Origin of the sequence: Metabacillus litoralis (assembly GCF_003667825.1) — a bacterium.
Lineage (GTDB): Bacteria > Bacillota > Bacilli > Bacillales > Bacillaceae > Metabacillus > Metabacillus litoralis_B.
In genome coordinates, this window is the sequence record NZ_CP033043.1 from 451,425 (window position 1) to 466,868 (window position 15,444).

The following is a 15,444-nucleotide window of genomic DNA, read 5'->3' on the forward strand; positions in this document are numbered from 1 at the left end:
CTGAGTGTGTTAAAAATAATGTGACTTACTAATTTCATAATATGATAGATTTCACCACTAGGGGAGCTTTTAGCTGAGAGAGGCCAACGCCTTGACCCTTAATACCTGATCTAGATAATACTAGCGGAGGGAAGAGGTGTTTGAATATAAAGACTTTAACGCAATTCGGTAATAATTAGTATATGGTAACTAATTTATATACCGGTGTGCGATTCAAACCACTTCTTTTCTTAAAAAAGAAGTGGTTTTTTCTTTTACTGTACTTTTAAAAAAAAGGAGGGAAAAACATTGTCGAATCAAATAGAACGGCTAATTAATATCGTTGAGGAACGTAAGGAGGATTTGGTTTCCTTACTAAAAAGATTGATTGAATATAAAACACCTGCACCACCAGCTAGAAACACGAAAGAAGCACAGCAATTTATTGCAGAGTTTTTAGAAGAAAAAGGTTTTTCCATTGATATGTGGGATGTGTATCCAAACGACCCTAATGTTGTTGGAGTGTTAAAAGGGAACGAACCTAACTTATATAACAGCTTGATTATTAATGGACATATGGATGTAGCTGAAGTAAGTGAGGATGAAAAGTGGGATGTTGATCCGTTTGTTCCTATTGTGAAAGATGATGTGATTATCGGGCGTGGTGCAGCTGATATGAAGGGTGGATTAGCTGGTGCATTGTTTGCCATCCAGTTATTACATGAACATGGTATAAGGCTTCCTGGTGATTTGACTTTACAATCTGTCATTGGTGAAGAAGTTGGAGAAGCCGGGACTCTTGAATGCTGTAAAAAGGGTTATAAAGCAGACTTTGCTGTGGTGGTGGATACAAGTGATTTACATATTCAAGGACAAGGTGGTGTGATTACTGGTTGGATCACTGTAAAAAGTGATCAAACGTATCATGATGCAACTAGAAGGCAAATGATACATGCCGGAGGGAAACTTTTTGCTGCTAGTGCTATTGAAAAAATGACAAACATTATTCATGGCTTGCAGGATCTTGAAAGACATTGGGCAGTTTCCAAAAGCTACCCTGGATATCCTCCTGGCACAAACACGATCAATCCAGCCGTAATCGAAGGGGGAAGGCACGCAGCATTTATTGCTGATGAATGTCGTTTGTGGATAACTGTTCATTATTATCCAAATGAAACACATGAGCAGATTATAAAAGAAATAGAAGAGCATATTCTTCATGTTGCTCATGCAGATCCTTGGCTAAGGGAAAATCCTCCAACATTTGTATGGGGAGGAAAATCAATGATCGTTGACCGGGGGGAGATTTTTCCTTCATTGGAGGTGGATCCAAATCATCCAGGTGTGAAAGTATTATCCCAAACCCACGAACACATTCTATCTACACAAGCTATTGTTGATGTTTCTCCAACCGTAACCGATGGAGGATGGCTAGGAGATGCAGGCATACCAACTGTCATTTATGGACCAGGAAAATTACAACATGCACATGCAGTAAACGAACAACTCTCCATTCAAGAACTTGTTGAGTATACAAAGGTTATTTTAGCTTTCATCTATGAATGGTGCCATTCTAAGAAAAGTGAACAATCTGTCGAGTAGTTAGTACACTTTAACTAATAGGAAGTAGGGGAAATGCAATGAAATTTAGTCAAAGGCTATACCAAAAGGTTCTACCAATCTGGGAAAGTAATCATAATCATCCATTCGTTAAAGGAATGGGGAATGGGACTCTTGAAAAAGATAAATTTCGGTTTTACATGATACAGGATTATTTGTATTTAATTGAATATGCAAAAGTATTTGCCTTAGGTGCTGTAAAAGCTACAGATTTACACACAATGGGGAAATTTGCAGCGTTACTGAATTCTACTTTAAATGAAGAGATGGAGTTACATCGTCAATATGCAAAGAAATTTGGTATTACTACAGAAGAGCTTGAAGAAGCTAAACCTTCTCCAACAACTCTGGCTTATACTCATTACATGCTTCATGTAAGCCAAAATGGAACACTTGCCGAATTGGTATCCGCTTTACTCCCATGTATGTGGAGTTATTGGGAGATTGGTAAAGAATTAAAGAAAATTGAAGGAGCAAGCGAACATGAATTTTATGGAGAATGGATTTCGATGTATTCATCTGATGAATTTGGTCAATTAGCTACATGGTGTATTGAGTTAATAGATGAGCTCTCAGATGGTAAGCCAGAGTCAGAATTAGTGAAACTAGAAGAAATCTTCCTTAATACTACTAGATTTGAATACATGTTCTGGGATATGGCCTATCATGAAATGATGTGGCCTACAAATGAATAATGTAGCTCTTGAATTTAAAAATATAACCTTTCGATATGGGGAGCACTCTAATGGAACACCAATCTTGAAAAATATGAATCTACATATTCGTGAAGGAGAATTTATTAGCATTATTGGACCAAGTGGCTCTGGGAAAAGTACATTATTTAAGCTAATAACAGGGTTGGAGCAGCCTTCAGAGGGAGAGATTTTCCTGAGAAATCGACTAGCTATAAGTCGACTTGGTCAAGTCGGGTATATGCCGCAGCAGGATTTGCTTTTACCGTGGCGGACAATTATGGAAAATGCATTACTTCCATTAGAGATAAAAGGAGTAAAAAAACACGTGGCCCTTCAAAATGTTATCGAGTTATTGGAGGAGTTTGGGTTGAAGGGTGTAGAGAATTTCTATCCAGGTGAATTATCTGGAGGAATGCGGCAGAGGGTCTCGTTTTTAAGAACAATAGTAAGCGGATCAAAAATCCTCCTTTTGGATGAACCGTTTAGTGCTTTAGATGCGATCACTAGGTTATCTTTACAGGAATGGCTACTCTCACAATGGCAAAAAAGAAAAGAAACGATTGTATTCATCACTCATGATGTTAATGAAGCATTATTTTTATCTGACCGGATTCTTCTATTTACAGAAACACCTGCAACGACCTTAAAAGAAATAATTGTTCCACTAGAGCGTCCTAGAACATTGAAAGATTTAAACCGGCCAGAGGTAATCTCTTTAAAAGATGAGTTGCTTGAAGATTTACGAACGAGGATGAAAACATGAGAGTTTTTAAAAAATATGGTGCTTCTAGCACACTAACGATCTTACTTCTCATTGTTTGGGAAATTGGTGCAAGGCTTTTAGACATGAAATTCATTTTGCCAACACCAACAGATGTTGTATTAAAGATATGGGAATTAAGAGTACCTTTGTTTTTAGAACACTTACCTGCTACATTTCTAATTATCTTGATTGGACTCTCCCTTTCTATTCTATTTGGGGTGGGGCTTGCTGTATGGATGAGCATAAATAAAACAGTAGAAAAAACCTTCTATCCTCTTATTATATCGTCACAAACAATTCCAATTATCGCATTGGCACCGATTTTTGTTTTATGGTTTGGCTATACGATATGGAGTAAGGTTGTCGTTACGGTGCTTATTACTTTTTTTCCGATAACAGTAAATACGTATGATGGCCTACGTGCAACAACTAAGGAATATAAAGATCTTTTGCGAACTATGGGAGCAACAAAAAAAGACATTTTCTTTAAGCTGCAAGTACCGGGAAGCGCATCTTACTTTTTCTCTGGATTGAAAGTGGCTGTAACGTTAAGTGTGATTGGTGCTGCAATTGGAGAATGGATCGGTGCTCAAGCTGGGTTGGGGTATTTTAGTAGACGAATGATGACTCAGTTCGATGGAGCAGGGGTTTTTGCGCCAATTATTATTTTATCTGCAGTCGGAATTTTTTTATTTGTCATTGTAAGCTCATTAGAGAAAAAAACATTAAAATGGAGGAAAACAGAATGAAGAAGTTATTATTAATGTTCTTATGTTTAGTATTAGGAGTACTTACAGCTTGTGGTGCTAACAATAGCGCATCAACAGAAGCAAATGAAGAAGCGAAAGATCTAAAGGATGTAAGTATTATGCTTGATTGGTATCCTAATGCTGTACATAGCTTTTTATATATTGCAAAGGAAAAAGGATACTTTGAAGAAGAAGGATTAAATGTTGATATTCAATTTCCTGCTAATCCAACAGATCCGATCAACTTGGCTGCTGCAGGGAAAATTACGCTTGGCATATCGTATCAACCAGATGTTATTATTGCTCGTGCCAATCAGGATGTAAAAATAAAATCAGTTGGTGCGATTGTTCGTTCACCATTAAACAGAGTTATTTTTATGGAAGATAGTGAAATTCAATCTCCAAAGGATTTAGAAGGAAAAACTGTTGGCTTTCCTGGTATTCCGCTTAATGAATCATTAATTCAGTCTATGGTTAAGGCTGATGGTGGAAACCCTGAAAAAGTTGAAATGATAGATGTTGGCTTTGAATTAGGATCTTCAATTGTTAGTGAAAAAGTAGATGCAGTAATTGGTGCATATATAAATCATGAAGTACCTGTATTAGCTCATGAAGGACACAACACAAGAAATATGAACCCGACCGAATATGGAGTTCCTAATTACTATGAGTTAGTAGCAGTAACAAGCGACAAAACATGGGAAAAAGAACAAGAAAGTATTGCAGCCTTTTGGCGTGCTGCTACAAAGGGATACGAATTTACAGCGGACCACCCTGAAGAGGCTTTAGAAATACTTCTTACTAACCAAGATGAAGCAAACTTTCCTTTAGTAAAAGAAGTGGAAACAGAAAGCCTAGAAATATTATTACCATTGATGAAATCTGAGAATGGATTTGGAAGTCAGGACCAAGATCAATGGGAAAGTACAATAAGTTGGATGAAGGAAGCAGGCTTAATTGAAACAGAACCTGAGGTTGAAGATATATTTGTAAATTTAGTAGAGTAAAGGTAAAAGGCGTATTCCTTAGTTAATTGGGGGTACGTTTTTTATATTATTTAGTCTAAAACACACATCGAAAGCAGATAAGAACGGTACTACAAAATCCCAGTATAATTAAGAAAGGACTTGGTGGGATTTGAACCCACAAGATGTACAACAATTTACGACAAAACTGTTGACTGCTCTAACCACTTGAGCTACAAGTCCAATTATATTATGTTCATAAAAATGCATTTTATAACATCATATGTAAAAAAAATAAAAAAGAGATGTGTGGGTCACATCTCTTTTTTACATTATATTTTTAGTTCAACGTCTGCTGCTTTACGAAGTTCTTCCACTTTTGTAGCTACTTTTTCTTGTGTTTTTTGTTGTTCAAGATTAGCTTTTAAAGTATCTTTTACTTCCTCGTATTTTGGAGTATCTTCAGATTCACCAGCCGTACTTACCATTGAATCATAATATTCTTTTATTTCTTCCTCTTTTACTTCTTCTACCTTCAAATCATTCTTTACAAATTGATCATATTTTACCGTATCAGCAATTTGTTCTTTTAGCTTGTCCAAGGTTAAGTTATTCGTTTTTAACGCTTCCTCAAACTCTTCTTCTGTTTTATAGCTAGCTTTTAAAGTTTCTAACTGTTTGTTAATATCTTCTTCTGAAGCTTCATAGCCTTTTTTGTCGATTTCTTGTAATAGTAATGTTTGTCCAACAAGACTTTCAAGGGTATAGTCTTTAATTTGCTTTGCCATATCATCTGTAGTTAAGTCTTGTCCTAATTGTGAAAATTGCATTTGAGAAATACTTAAGGCGTCATTATATTGATTTCCTTTGATTTCCTCACCATTTACAATAGCAACAACTTTTCCTTCTTCCACTTTTTGAGCTTCAAGCTTTTTTTGCATTTCCTCAGCATCTACATCAGCTGCTTCTTCAGTTGCCTTTTCAGAGGTGCTAGTGTCCTCACTAGCTTTTTCTTCGTCGTTATTACACGCTACAAGAGAGAGTGAAAGCAACCCGATTAAAACTGTTAATAAATATTTTTTCATTTTGTATACCCCTTTCGTCCCTATAGAAGGACATATCTTATGTACATAATTGGAATTGTATAACAACTAAAGAAAAAATAAAAGGTTTACATATAAACCATAGCAGATTTTTAAAGAAAGGTTACACATTTTGGCAGATGGGTGAATATCATAAAAATTTTGAATAATAACTTAAAACAAATCCTTAAATAAACGGATATGAAGCGTTAGAGTCGTCTGAGAAGCTTTTAAAAGAAATTACCTATCAATGGTAACGCTTACACTAACTAATTGGAAGAAATACTCACAACGTTTCTTTAAGACCTTGATTATGAAAATCATCATGTTAGTATTAAATCGTGAGTAAAAATACGAACAAAAATACGAACGATATTGGAGAGATGAGATGCTACACGATAAGACAGTTGCATTTTTAGGCGCAGGTTCGATGGCAGAAGCTATGATATCAGGATTAGTCAGATCTGAATTTCCAACAGAAAATATCATTGCGACAAATCGTTCCAATGAAGAACGGTTATCTGCACTTAACGAAAAGTATGGTATCAAAGGAATCAAACTTAAAGATTTACCGTTTGATCAAATAGATGTCATGATATTGGCTATGAAGCCAAAAGATGTTGATTCAGCATTAAAGGGTATTAAAGATCATATCAAACCAAATCAACTCATATTATCAGTTCTAGCTGGAATTACAACAACATATCTTGAACAAAACCTTCATAATGGCCAGCAAGTAGTTAGAGTGATGCCGAATACGTCAAGTGCGATCGGTGAGTCAGCTACTGCCATATCCCCAGGTCATGAAACATCAGAAAACAATGTTCGACTAACTCAAGATTTATTAGGTTGCATCGGTGAGGTTTATACAATAGAAGAAAAAGATATGGATATCTTTACGGGTCTTGCAGGAAGCGGTCCGGCTTATTTCTATTATTTGATGGAGCATATGGAAAAACAAGGATCACAAGCAGGCTTTGACTTGGAAACAACAAGAGAAATTATTGCTCAAACGATTGTTGGTGCTGCGAAAATGGTTCAAGAGCAAGATTATACGCCTACTGTACTAAGAGAAAAGGTTACTTCACCAAATGGTACAACAGCAGCAGGGTTAAACGCATTGGACGAAAATGGTGGGGGTAAAGCTATTGCGAAGGCAGTTGAGCATGCGGCAAAACGTTCAAAAGAAATTAGTGAACAAATCCAAGAGAGTTTACTGGTTAGCTCATCAAAATAAATAAGATTATAGTTTAAGAAAATGAAAGACTTATAGAGAAACAAGTGATTTAGAGAGATAAATACGACTCAGGAGTGATATCATGACGACCCTAGACAACGAAAAAAAACGGGTTGTAATAAAAGTAGGAAGCAGTTCCTTAACAAGTCGACACGGAGAAATCAGTCGACGTAAACTAGAGAAATTAGCTGATGAAATTGCCTTATTAAAGGACGAAGGACATGAGATTGTCTTTGTTTCTTCAGGTGCTGTTGCAGCAGGCTATCGTAAGCTAGGTTGTATTGACCGTCCAACATCTCTACCTGAAAAACAAGCAGCTGCTTCTATTGGGCAAGGATTATTAATTGAGGCATATTCAGAGATCTTTTTATCACACGGGTATGTGGCATCACAAATCTTAATTACACGAAGTGATTTTTCAGATGAAAAACGCTACAACAATGTACGTAATACACTAAATGTTTTATTAGAACGTGGCATTATTCCAATTGTTAATGAAAATGATACTGTAACAGTTGATCGCTTGAAGTTTGGTGATAATGATACGTTATCAGCAAAAGTTGCTGGCTTAGTAGAAGCTGATCAATTGATGATTTTATCTGACATAGATGGTTTATACGATTCAGATCCTCGAAAAAATGAAGAAGCAAAACTACTTGAGAAAGTTTATGAAATCACCCCTGAAATCGAAGAAGGAGCAGGTGAATCAGGTAGTAACGTTGGAACAGGTGGAATGAGATCGAAGATAGATGCCGTAAAGATTGCGATGGCGTCTGGTATTTCGACCTTCTTAGGAAAAGCAACGATCCCTAATATTCTTGGCGATGCTGTTCGCGGAGAAGCCAAAGGAACTTATTTCGAAGTAACAAACGAAACAGTTAACTTAAATCAGAAAAAACAATGGATTGCTTTCCATTCCGGTCCTGAGGGTGAAGTAACAATTAATCAAAATGTAAGAACATCCATTGTTGATCATAAACACAGCATCTATTCATCAGACATTGAAAAAGTAGAAGGTCAGTTTGAAAAGGGTGCAGTTATTCGAATTCTTGATCATGAAGGAGAAAGAATTGGTTTGGGTGTTGTGAACTATTCAAATGAAGAGTTAGAAAAGATTGCAAAGGCTTCAGGTGAGGGTGTTAAAAAGCAAGAGGTTGTCCATTTTGATGATTTAGTTTGTGAACTTGAATTATCGTTGCCTGTCGGAGTATAAAAAGGAGGAATTAGATGTCTGTAACAAAAGAACAACCAAACGTCGAATCACAAGCAATTGCAGCAAAAAAAGCTGCAAAAACATTAAGTTTATTATCAACTGAAGAAAAAAATGAAGCATTACACATTTTAGCTGATACTTTAGAAAAAAATACTGAAGTTATTCTTAAAGCGAATGAAGTAGATTTACAAGCAGGTCGTGAGAAAGGTTACGATACGGCTTACATGGATCGTCTGGCTCTCTCAAAAGAACGAATTTTTGACTTTGCTGATGGCTTACGTCAAGTAGCTAAATTAGAAGATCCAACAGGTAAAATCCTTTCTAACTGGACTTTAGATAACGGTCTTCTAGTTGAAAAAGTTACAGTACCACTAGGTGTAATTGGTATGATTTATGAAGCACGTCCTAACGTAACAGTCGATGCGACAGGTCTTGCTCTTAAATCAGGAAATGCCATTGTATTAAAAGGCGGATCATCTGCTTTATCATCAAACAAAGCAATCGTGCAGGTTATGCATGAGGCATTAAAAGAAACAAAGATCCCACAAGAAGCTGTACAATTTATTGCCAGCACAGACCGTGAAGCAACACAGCAACTGTTCACTATGAAAGAACATATTGATGTGTTAATTCCAAGGGGTGGAGGTTCACTAATAAATGCAGTTGTAAATAATGCCACTGTTCCAGTACTTGAAACAGGTGTCGGAAACTGCCACTTATATATTGATGTTGAAGCAGATGTTGAAAAAGCATTAAACATTCTTGTTAATGCAAAAACGGACCGTCCAGCTGTATGTAACGCGTTAGAAACAGCTATTATTCACGAGTGTTGGCTAGAAAAGAATCGAGATGTCCTAGTGAAAACTTTGCAGGAAAATGGAATTACTGTTCATGGTGATGAAACAGCTTTATCCTATATTCCGAACTCAGTTCTTGCAAACGAAGAAGACTGGGCGAATGAATATTTAAGCTTAGACTTAGCTGTTAAAACAGTTAGTAACGTCGAAGAAGCAATAGATCACATCGAAGCATACGGTACAAAGCATTCAGAGGCGATTGTAACTGAAAACAAAGAAACAGCTAAAACATTTATGAGCTTAGTAGATGCTTCAGCTCTATATCATAATGCGTCTACTCGCTTTACTGACGGTGGAGCTCTGGGCTTTGGTGCTGAGATTGGTATTTCCACTCAAAAGCTCCATGCGCGAGGACCGATGGGCTTACCGGCTTTAACAACAGTAAAATTTATGATGTCAGGTAATGGGCAAACAAGATAAGTAAAAAGAGAAGTGACCGAATATCGGTCACTTCTTTTTAGTAAGATCAGAAAGTATAAAAATTTGAATTTAGTTTTCTTTACTTTTTTTAATTTTCTATTAGAAAAATACACTTTATAAATAGACAATGATAATCATTATTGATTATAATATTTGTAGAACAAAAAATAACTTATTGATTGGAGAAGATTGCATGTTTGTTCAAGTGAAAAAAATTACAGTAACAGAGGGAAGTTCGGCTCAAGTTGTTGATCGGTTTAGTAAGCCAGGTATTATTGAAGAGCAAGAGGGTTTTGTTGATGCAACAGTAATGGTGAAAAAAGTAAGACGCGGTGAAGAAGAGGTAATGGTCCAAATTCGTTGGAAATCAGAAGAATATTGGAAGCAGTGGGAAAAAAGTGAAGCACATATCGCCGGTCATAAAGCAAATAGAGGTAAACCAAACCCAGAGTACATTGTAAACTCAGAAGGCGGCTTATATAACGTAGTAAACGTTAAAGAAGCAAAAGCTAAAGAAAGTATAGAAAGGTAGTCAATATCTTATGATGTTGGCTTTTTTTATTGCTGGAAAAGTTTTTTTATCATTCATGAATAATAATGATAATTATTTTCAATAATAGTAATGAAAAGAGACAACCACGGTGATGGTTGCCTCTTAATACATATTAAAGATCAGTTGGTTCAAATGTTTTACAATCAGTTTCTCCACTACTTGATGCATTCTTTTCTTTATGATTGACTACATAAATTTGAGATGCACCACATTTGTTTTCATTTTGGATGTTATGAACACAGCTGTTTACTTCACATAATACGTCTAGTGCCATTATAAAACACCTCCTTCATTGTTAGGATAAACAAGTTTGACCTATCCTATTCAGTATAAGAGGTGTATTTTGTTTTTTAGAGATAACATAGACAAAGTGAACTTATCTGAAAACTTTTATTTTTTAAAGTATTGACTCTTATTTCATCGGTGTTATAATCAATAACATATAATGTTAGAAAATCTAACAGACAATTAGGGTGATGAAGATGAAAAAGATTGAAGCGATTATAAGACCGCAGAAAATTACTGAAACAATAAAGGGATTAAAGAATATTGGAATTACTGGATTTACTGTTTCTCAAGTTGTAGGAAGAGGAAAGCAAAGAGACACAAAGGGTGTTTATCGAGGGAAAAATTATAATGTAACGTTACATCCGAAAATTAAACTTGAAATTATATTATCTGATCATATGGTAGAACCAACTATTAAAACAATTATTTCATCTGCTCAAACAGGTGAAGATGGTGATGGCAAAATCTATGTATATCCTATTCTAGAAGCTTATAATATTCGCACTGGCGAACCGGATGTGTCAATTGATGATTTGACAATAAGAGAGTTTCCCGCAAAGGAGGGAATCTAATCAATGGAACTTATTCATTTAAATACCGTTTGGATTGTTATAGCGGCAGCAATGGTTTTGTTCATGGAAGGTGGATTTAGCTTATTAGAGGCTGGTTTAGTTCGCACAAAAAATGCTGTTAACGTAACGATGAAAATCTTTGTTGACTTAACAATTGGGGCTTTAGCATTCTGGGTCTTTGGATTTGCCATTATGTTTGGAGAGAGTGCTTTTGGGTTTATAGGCACAAGTTTATTTGGAAGTCCTGAGAAAATTTCTTTAGGAATAGAACTACCGAGTGAAGCGTTCGTGCTATTTCAAATGGGCTTTGCTGTTGCTTGTATCTCGATCATTTCCGGTGCTGTAGCCGAACGAATGAATTTTAAGGCTTATATAGTAACAGCTGCACTGATTACATTAATCATTTACCCACTTTCTGGTCATTGGATTTGGAATGGTGAAGGCTGGTTAGCACAGCTTGGAATGAAGGACTTTGCAGGATCAGCTGCAATTCACGCAGTTGGAGGCTTTGCTGCATTGGCAATGGCCAAAATTTTAGGTCCAAGAAAAGGAAGATTTAATTCTGATGGAAGCGTCAACGTATTCGCACCAAGTAATATTCCGTTAGCATCAAGTGGTGCATTTATTTTATGGTTCGGTTGGTTTGCCTTTAATAGTGGTAGTACATTAGATGCTTCCGATGCATCTTTAGCATCTATTGCAATTAATACAATGTTAGCTGGGGCAAGCGGTGGGACAGTTACCTTACTTTTAACAATGAATAAGTTTGGAAAAGCTGACCCGAGTATGACGATTAACGGGGTACTTTCTGGATTAGTTGCTATTACAGCTGGCTGTGCATTTGTGAATCATTGGAGTGCAATTATCATCGGGGCAATTAGTGGTGTTATTGTTATTTATGCAACATTACTAATCGATAATCTTAAAATTGATGATCCGGTTGGAGCAGTTGCTGTCCACGGTTTTAATGGTTTATTTGGAACAATTGCAGTTGGGTTGTTTGACACAACTGCCGGGTTATTTACAACAGGTCAAGTTTCACTATTAGGAGTTCAGCTATTGGGTGCAGTTGTTGTGGCAGCTTGGGGATTAGTAGGTGGTGCGGCAATCGCCAAAATATCAGAGGCAACTGTTGGTTTGCGTGCTACATTAGAGGAAGAAGAGGAAGGATTAGACATGTCTTACCATGGAATTCCTGCTTATAATGAATTAGAACGTTTTACAGACTTACCAACAAGCTTATATAATTTTGAAGAAACGACAGGTATTACTGTTGCAAGAACAGATCAAAAGAAAATTGTAGGATGATAAAAAGGCGAACCAAAGCTAAATGGTTCGCCTTTCTATATTGTAGCACTGAAATTTCTTACTTAATAACAATTGAAAACATTAGACCCAGATAGGTAGAAATAATAAAGGCTATTCCAAATCCTACGGCAAGAATTGGAGAGATCTTTTTATAAAAGCTAATAATAAGCAATCCAATAAATAGGAGCCCAATTATAACTAATAAGACAGCATTTAAATGAAAAGAAAGTTGAACGATAAAAGGAGCCGTAATGTTTTGCCCGAGCAAGAACTCTATCCACGGTGCTGGTCCCTCTTGAATGAGTGTCGCATTTACTTGGTGTGGTGGCGGCAATGTTCCTAATACACCTGTGATGAAAAACACAACCATTAAGATCATTGTTTCTGCTTGTACCCATTTTATAGGGTTAAATTGATTATTGGCTTTGACCTTTCTAGCTAAAAATCCATTTATTAAGGCAAAAGCAAGAATGGGAATAATACTTAAATGCTTTAATAGCAACACCTGTCCATATGTGATTACCCATGAATTAACATAATCTCTTGGTTCAACAACAAAAAACATAAGAAAAATGCCTGTGATCGTGACTGTTAGAAACAAGATTATGGATAAAGGGGTAAACCATTTTAAAAACAAACGCCAATCATTACTATCTTTAGAAAGCCATCCAACATGTAATAGCACTCCAACCCACATTGTAATCACTAAAAAATGAATAGCATGTGAAAATAAACCAGGCCAAAGGTTAAGTGTTGAAGAATGGCTAGCATACCCTACTGAGAAGATCATTAGTAGCAAGAAAAGGGCTTGAATATATTTAGAGCCTTCGACATAAATAGTCATCCATAATAATACTGCAAAGAAGCTTCCGTATAACCAAGCGATACCGACTTGAAACTCAGTTAAGATTGAATAAGAAGTTAAGCTTATTAACCCATCAGGAGAGAAAAATAAAATAACTTGTAATACAGGAAGAAAAGTTAAAATTATAATTCCTAACACAGCTAATAATAAGCTTTGTTTTTTAACGGTAACAATAGGTTTATGTGTTTGTGGAACAAATTGTAATACAACATGTCCGACTAAAAAAGAATAAAGCATATACGAAACATATTCAGTTACTGGAATTAGTTGACTCATCATTTACCTCTTTTACGAAATAAGATCCATGCCCCACCAATTAATAAAAGGATTAAGATCGTAATTGAAATAGTGGCAACAGAAGAGTTATTTGTTTCTTCTTTAGCATTTGTTTCAGGTTCTGGAGAAGTTTGCTCTTCATTAACTGATGTTGTTTCTTCTTTGTCATTTTGATTTGACTCTGTATCAGATGGTGCTTCCGCTTCCTCGTCAATGAGTGTATCAGTTTCTTTATTTGTAATATTTTCTTCTTCTGTAGCTGGAAGATTCACAGTAAAGGGAATTTCTCCTGTAAGGATGTGACCATCTTTTGCTGCAATCTTCCAAGATAACACGTAGCTTCCATTTGTAAGTGGACGATTAAATGTCCCAATTAGCTTACTTCCTTGAACTGTTACCGTATCAAAGGATTGCTCTTCCGTTTCCTTTGTTAAGGTCATCGTACTTTGGTCTTCAATCTCTCCTGCGAATTCAATAAAAAGCTCTGTAAGTTCTTGCGTGATTTCCTCACCCTCAGAAGGATTTGAAGTTTTAACAGTTGTATGTGCTGAAACTGCTAAAGGAAAAATTAATAAAAAGCTTAGTATTGTTAGCATTTTTTTCTTCATATCAAAACATCCTTTATTAATTTATTTCTGTTACCTATTTTAGCATTGAATGTATTCTCCATTCATAAACCATTTCTGACAAATTAGCAAACAAAAAACTTTATGACTGGATTTTTTAAAAGTTTTTTTAGGGAACTGTGCGGGTGCCCTTACAGACAAGTCCCCAGATACATATTGTAATAGTACAACGAAAGGGAGGTGTTGTTAATGAGTGGTGCAACTCCAGGCTATGGCTACGGTGGTGGCTTTGCGTTAATCGTTGTGTTATTCATCCTACTAATAATTGTAGGCTCTGCTTACGTTGGTTACTAAAAATTGATTAGTAAGAAATCGTTTCTATAAATAATTTAAAGGAGGAATTTAGAATGGGTTACGGATTCGGTTATGGCTATGGTGCAGGATTTGGCGGTTATGGTTATGGTGCAGGATACGGTGGAGCAGGTTATGGCTACGGTGCAGGTAGAGGTTTCGCGTTAATTGTTGTATTGTTTATTCTACTAATCATCGTTGGTGCTGCTTGGTTATAAGATAGGTAAGGGGAGGGCTGAATTTATTCAGGCCCTCTTTTTCTATATGTCTAACATAAAATTTTTTATCTTTTTTAGGAAAATGTGCGGATGCCCTTACAGACAACTTCCTAGATACATACAGTAGTATTACAACGAAAGGGAGGTGTTGTTAATGAGTGGTGCAACTCCAGGCTATGGCTACGGTGGTGGCTTTGCGTTAATCGTTGTGTTATTCATCCTACTAATAATTGTGGGCTCTGCTTACATTGGTTAAACTAAAAATTGATAAGAAATGAATCGTTTCTATAAATATTAAGAAGGAGGAATATAGAATGGGTTACGGATTCGGTTATGGCTATGGCGCAGGATTTGGCGGTTATGGTTATGGTGCAGGATACGGAGGAGCAGGTAGAGGCTTCGCGTTAATCGTTGTACTGTTTATTCTACTAATCATCGTTGGTGCTGCTTGGTTATAAGATAACCTAAGATAGAGGATCTGATTAGTCAGATCCTCTTTTGTGTAGTTTCTATATAAATGAAACTTTTCGCCAGGTAATTAGTTCTACGAAACCTAAAACTCTATGTAATACATATTTACTAAAAACCTTTAAAACATAAATTGTTCTTTATGACGTTTTTTTCTCCTGCTCGATAAAAATAAGCGACTTTCTTTTAATCCAATACTGAAAACTGTCCAGTGGAAAAATTCCTCTTCTTTTTGAGTTGTTCATTTGGATTACAACACTGTCACTAGAAATTTCAATGATTTTTAATTTGTCGGAGTTGCTAATGTTTGGAATGAAATTTCCGCTTAACTCAAATTCCATATTATTATGTAAATCCATGCTTCCTTCCTCCTATGTAAAAAACGTTAAAAAACTAAAG

General features: G+C 36.0%; 18 protein-coding genes, 1 tRNA gene, 2 pseudogenes and 1 riboswitch. Of the genes and pseudogenes, 15 read left to right on the forward strand and 6 right to left on the reverse strand.

Annotation, left to right across the window (positions count from 1 at the left end):
• Nucleotides 1-49: 49 nt before the first annotated feature.
• Nucleotides 50-149, forward strand: a riboswitch (TPP riboswitch).
• Nucleotides 150-288: 139 nt separating this feature from the next.
• Genes D9842_RS02040 through D9842_RS02060 form a run of 5 tightly spaced genes read left to right on the forward strand, consistent with a single transcriptional unit; the run spans nt 289 to nt 4,813 of the window.
• Nucleotides 289-1,581 (forward strand): acetylornithine deacetylase, encoded by a 1,293-nt coding sequence (locus tag D9842_RS02040; protein ID WP_121661045.1) that lies wholly within the window; start codon nt 289-291, stop codon nt 1,579-1,581.
• 38 nt (nt 1,582-1,619) lie between these two features.
• Nucleotides 1,620-2,294 carry a thiaminase II gene (gene tenA / locus D9842_RS02045; protein WP_121661046.1) on the forward strand — a complete coding sequence of 225 codons (675 nt, stop codon included), beginning with the start codon at nt 1,620-1,622 and terminating at the stop codon, nt 2,292-2,294.
• The gene (locus tag D9842_RS02050) at nt 2,287-3,057 is read left to right on the forward strand and encodes an ABC transporter ATP-binding protein (protein WP_121661047.1); all 771 of its coding nucleotides are present in this window, start codon (nt 2,287-2,289) and stop codon (nt 3,055-3,057) included. The genes tenA and D9842_RS02050 overlap by 8 nt, the downstream gene beginning before the upstream one ends.
• Nucleotides 3,054-3,806, forward strand: coding sequence for an ABC transporter permease (locus tag D9842_RS02055; RefSeq protein ID WP_121661048.1), 753 nt, complete (start codon nt 3,054-3,056; stop codon nt 3,804-3,806). Before D9842_RS02050 ends, D9842_RS02055 begins: the two co-directional genes overlap by 4 nt.
• Nucleotides 3,803-4,813 (forward strand): ABC transporter substrate-binding protein, encoded by a 1,011-nt coding sequence (locus D9842_RS02060; protein WP_121661049.1) that lies wholly within the window; start codon nt 3,803-3,805, stop codon nt 4,811-4,813. The genes D9842_RS02055 and D9842_RS02060 overlap by 4 nt, the downstream gene beginning before the upstream one ends.
• Nucleotides 4,814-4,928: 115 nt before the next feature.
• Here the strand turns inward: D9842_RS02060 and D9842_RS02065 are convergent.
• Nucleotides 4,929-5,014, reverse strand: a tRNA-OTHER gene (locus tag D9842_RS02065).
• A gap of 89 nt (nt 5,015-5,103) precedes the next feature.
• Complete coding sequence (locus D9842_RS02070; RefSeq protein WP_121661050.1) at nt 5,104-5,856, reverse strand: SurA N-terminal domain-containing protein; 753 nt, start codon at nt 5,854-5,856, stop codon at nt 5,104-5,106.
• Between the two features lie 385 nt (nt 5,857-6,241).
• On the opposite strand from D9842_RS02070, the gene proC reads away from it, so the two are divergent.
• From proC to D9842_RS02090, 4 genes are all read left to right on the forward strand, one after another.
• Nucleotides 6,242-7,090 (forward strand): pyrroline-5-carboxylate reductase, encoded by an 849-nt coding sequence (gene proC / locus D9842_RS02075; protein ID WP_121661051.1) that lies wholly within the window; start codon nt 6,242-6,244, stop codon nt 7,088-7,090.
• Nucleotides 7,091-7,172: 82 nt separating this feature from the next.
• Entirely contained in the window at nt 7,173-8,303 is a 1,131-nt protein-coding gene (gene proB / locus D9842_RS02080; RefSeq protein ID WP_121661052.1) for a glutamate 5-kinase, read from the forward strand.
• 14 nt (nt 8,304-8,317) lie between these two features.
• Nucleotides 8,318-9,580, forward strand: a complete 1,263-nt coding sequence (locus D9842_RS02085; RefSeq protein WP_121661053.1) for a glutamate-5-semialdehyde dehydrogenase — start codon at nt 8,318-8,320, stop codon at nt 9,578-9,580.
• A 193-nt stretch (nt 9,581-9,773) separates the two neighbouring features.
• The gene (locus D9842_RS02090) at nt 9,774-10,112 is read left to right on the forward strand and encodes an antibiotic biosynthesis monooxygenase (protein WP_121661054.1); all 339 of its coding nucleotides are present in this window, start codon (nt 9,774-9,776) and stop codon (nt 10,110-10,112) included.
• A 133-nt stretch (nt 10,113-10,245) separates the two neighbouring features.
• On the opposite strand, the gene D9842_RS02095 is transcribed toward D9842_RS02090, so the two are convergent.
• A complete protein-coding gene (locus D9842_RS02095; RefSeq protein ID WP_121661055.1) occupies nt 10,246-10,407 on the reverse strand; it encodes a DUF1540 domain-containing protein in 162 nt (53 codons plus the stop codon).
• Between the two features lie 208 nt (nt 10,408-10,615).
• On the opposite strand from D9842_RS02095, the gene D9842_RS02100 reads away from it, so the two are divergent.
• Both D9842_RS02100 and D9842_RS02105 read left to right on the forward strand, forming a co-directional pair.
• Complete coding sequence (locus D9842_RS02100; protein WP_121661056.1) at nt 10,616-10,993, forward strand: P-II family nitrogen regulator; 378 nt, start codon at nt 10,616-10,618, stop codon at nt 10,991-10,993.
• 3 nt (nt 10,994-10,996) lie between these two features.
• Nucleotides 10,997-12,301, forward strand: coding sequence for an ammonium transporter (locus tag D9842_RS02105; RefSeq protein WP_121661057.1), 1,305 nt, complete (start codon nt 10,997-10,999; stop codon nt 12,299-12,301).
• Between the two features lie 58 nt (nt 12,302-12,359).
• On the opposite strand, the gene D9842_RS02110 is transcribed toward D9842_RS02105, so the two are convergent.
• Nucleotides 12,360-13,442 (reverse strand): copper resistance D family protein, encoded by a 1,083-nt coding sequence (locus tag D9842_RS02110; protein ID WP_121661058.1) that lies wholly within the window; start codon nt 13,440-13,442, stop codon nt 12,360-12,362.
• The gene (locus tag D9842_RS02115; protein WP_121661059.1) at nt 13,442-14,050 is read right to left on the reverse strand and encodes a copper resistance CopC family protein; all 609 of its coding nucleotides are present in this window, start codon (nt 14,048-14,050) and stop codon (nt 13,442-13,444) included. Before D9842_RS02115 ends, D9842_RS02110 begins: the two co-directional genes overlap by 1 nt.
• Before the next feature lie 207 nt (nt 14,051-14,257).
• Here D9842_RS02115 and D9842_RS02120 point away from each other — a divergent pair, with 207 nt between their 5' ends.
• The 4 genes and pseudogenes from D9842_RS02120 to D9842_RS26590 all read left to right on the forward strand — a co-directional run.
• Nucleotides 14,258-14,362: a YjcZ family sporulation protein gene (locus tag D9842_RS02120; RefSeq protein WP_121661060.1), complete on the forward strand. Its 105-nt coding sequence runs from the start codon at nt 14,258-14,260 to the stop codon at nt 14,360-14,362.
• A 143-nt stretch (nt 14,363-14,505) separates the two neighbouring features.
• Nucleotides 14,506-14,577 (forward strand): annotated as a pseudogene (locus D9842_RS26585) (YjcZ family sporulation protein); the annotation flags it as partial.
• A 154-nt stretch (nt 14,578-14,731) separates the two neighbouring features.
• Nucleotides 14,732-14,833, forward strand: coding sequence for a YjcZ family sporulation protein (locus D9842_RS02130; RefSeq protein WP_121661062.1), 102 nt, complete (start codon nt 14,732-14,734; stop codon nt 14,831-14,833).
• A 130-nt stretch (nt 14,834-14,963) separates the two neighbouring features.
• Nucleotides 14,964-15,035 (forward strand): annotated as a pseudogene (locus tag D9842_RS26590) (YjcZ family sporulation protein); the annotation flags it as partial.
• Between the two features lie 150 nt (nt 15,036-15,185).
• On the opposite strand, the gene D9842_RS02140 reads toward D9842_RS26590, so the two are convergent.
• The gene (locus D9842_RS02140) at nt 15,186-15,404 is read right to left on the reverse strand and encodes a hypothetical protein (protein ID WP_121661064.1); all 219 of its coding nucleotides are present in this window, start codon (nt 15,402-15,404) and stop codon (nt 15,186-15,188) included.
• Nucleotides 15,405-15,444: the final 40 nt, after the last annotated feature.

Excerpts from the sequence above, each read along its gene's own strand:
- D9842_RS02090 (WP_121661054.1), top strand. The coding sequence starts at position 9,774 with ATGTTTGTTCAAGTGAAAAAAATTACAGTAACAGAGGGAAGTTCGGCT.
- proB (WP_121661052.1), top strand. The coding sequence starts at position 7,173 with ATGACGACCCTAGACAACGAAAAAAAACGGGTTGTAATAAAAGTAGGA.
- D9842_RS02130 (WP_121661062.1), top strand. The coding sequence starts at position 14,732 with ATGAGTGGTGCAACTCCAGGCTATGGCTACGGTGGTGGCTTTGCGTTA.
- D9842_RS02120 (WP_121661060.1), top strand. The coding sequence starts at position 14,258 with ATGAGTGGTGCAACTCCAGGCTATGGCTACGGTGGTGGCTTTGCGTTA.
- D9842_RS02070 (WP_121661050.1), bottom strand. The coding sequence starts at position 5,856 with ATGAAAAAATATTTATTAACAGTTTTAATCGGGTTGCTTTCACTCTCT.
- D9842_RS02095 (WP_121661055.1), bottom strand. The coding sequence starts at position 10,407 with ATGGCACTAGACGTATTATGTGAAGTAAACAGCTGTGTTCATAACATC.
- D9842_RS02140 (WP_121661064.1), bottom strand. The coding sequence starts at position 15,404 with ATGGATTTACATAATAATATGGAATTTGAGTTAAGCGGAAATTTCATT.
- D9842_RS02100 (WP_121661056.1), top strand. The coding sequence starts at position 10,616 with ATGAAAAAGATTGAAGCGATTATAAGACCGCAGAAAATTACTGAAACA.
- D9842_RS02115 (WP_121661059.1), bottom strand. The coding sequence starts at position 14,050 with ATGAAGAAAAAAATGCTAACAATACTAAGCTTTTTATTAATTTTTCCT.
- proC (WP_121661051.1), top strand. The coding sequence starts at position 6,242 with ATGCTACACGATAAGACAGTTGCATTTTTAGGCGCAGGTTCGATGGCA.
- tenA (WP_121661046.1), top strand. The coding sequence starts at position 1,620 with ATGAAATTTAGTCAAAGGCTATACCAAAAGGTTCTACCAATCTGGGAA.
- D9842_RS02050 (WP_121661047.1), top strand. The coding sequence starts at position 2,287 with ATGAATAATGTAGCTCTTGAATTTAAAAATATAACCTTTCGATATGGG.
- D9842_RS02060 (WP_121661049.1), top strand. The coding sequence starts at position 3,803 with ATGAAGAAGTTATTATTAATGTTCTTATGTTTAGTATTAGGAGTACTT.
- D9842_RS02105 (WP_121661057.1), top strand. The coding sequence starts at position 10,997 with ATGGAACTTATTCATTTAAATACCGTTTGGATTGTTATAGCGGCAGCA.
- D9842_RS02110 (WP_121661058.1), bottom strand. The coding sequence starts at position 13,442 with ATGAGTCAACTAATTCCAGTAACTGAATATGTTTCGTATATGCTTTAT.
- D9842_RS02085 (WP_121661053.1), top strand. The coding sequence starts at position 8,318 with ATGTCTGTAACAAAAGAACAACCAAACGTCGAATCACAAGCAATTGCA.
- D9842_RS02055 (WP_121661048.1), top strand. The coding sequence starts at position 3,054 with ATGAGAGTTTTTAAAAAATATGGTGCTTCTAGCACACTAACGATCTTA.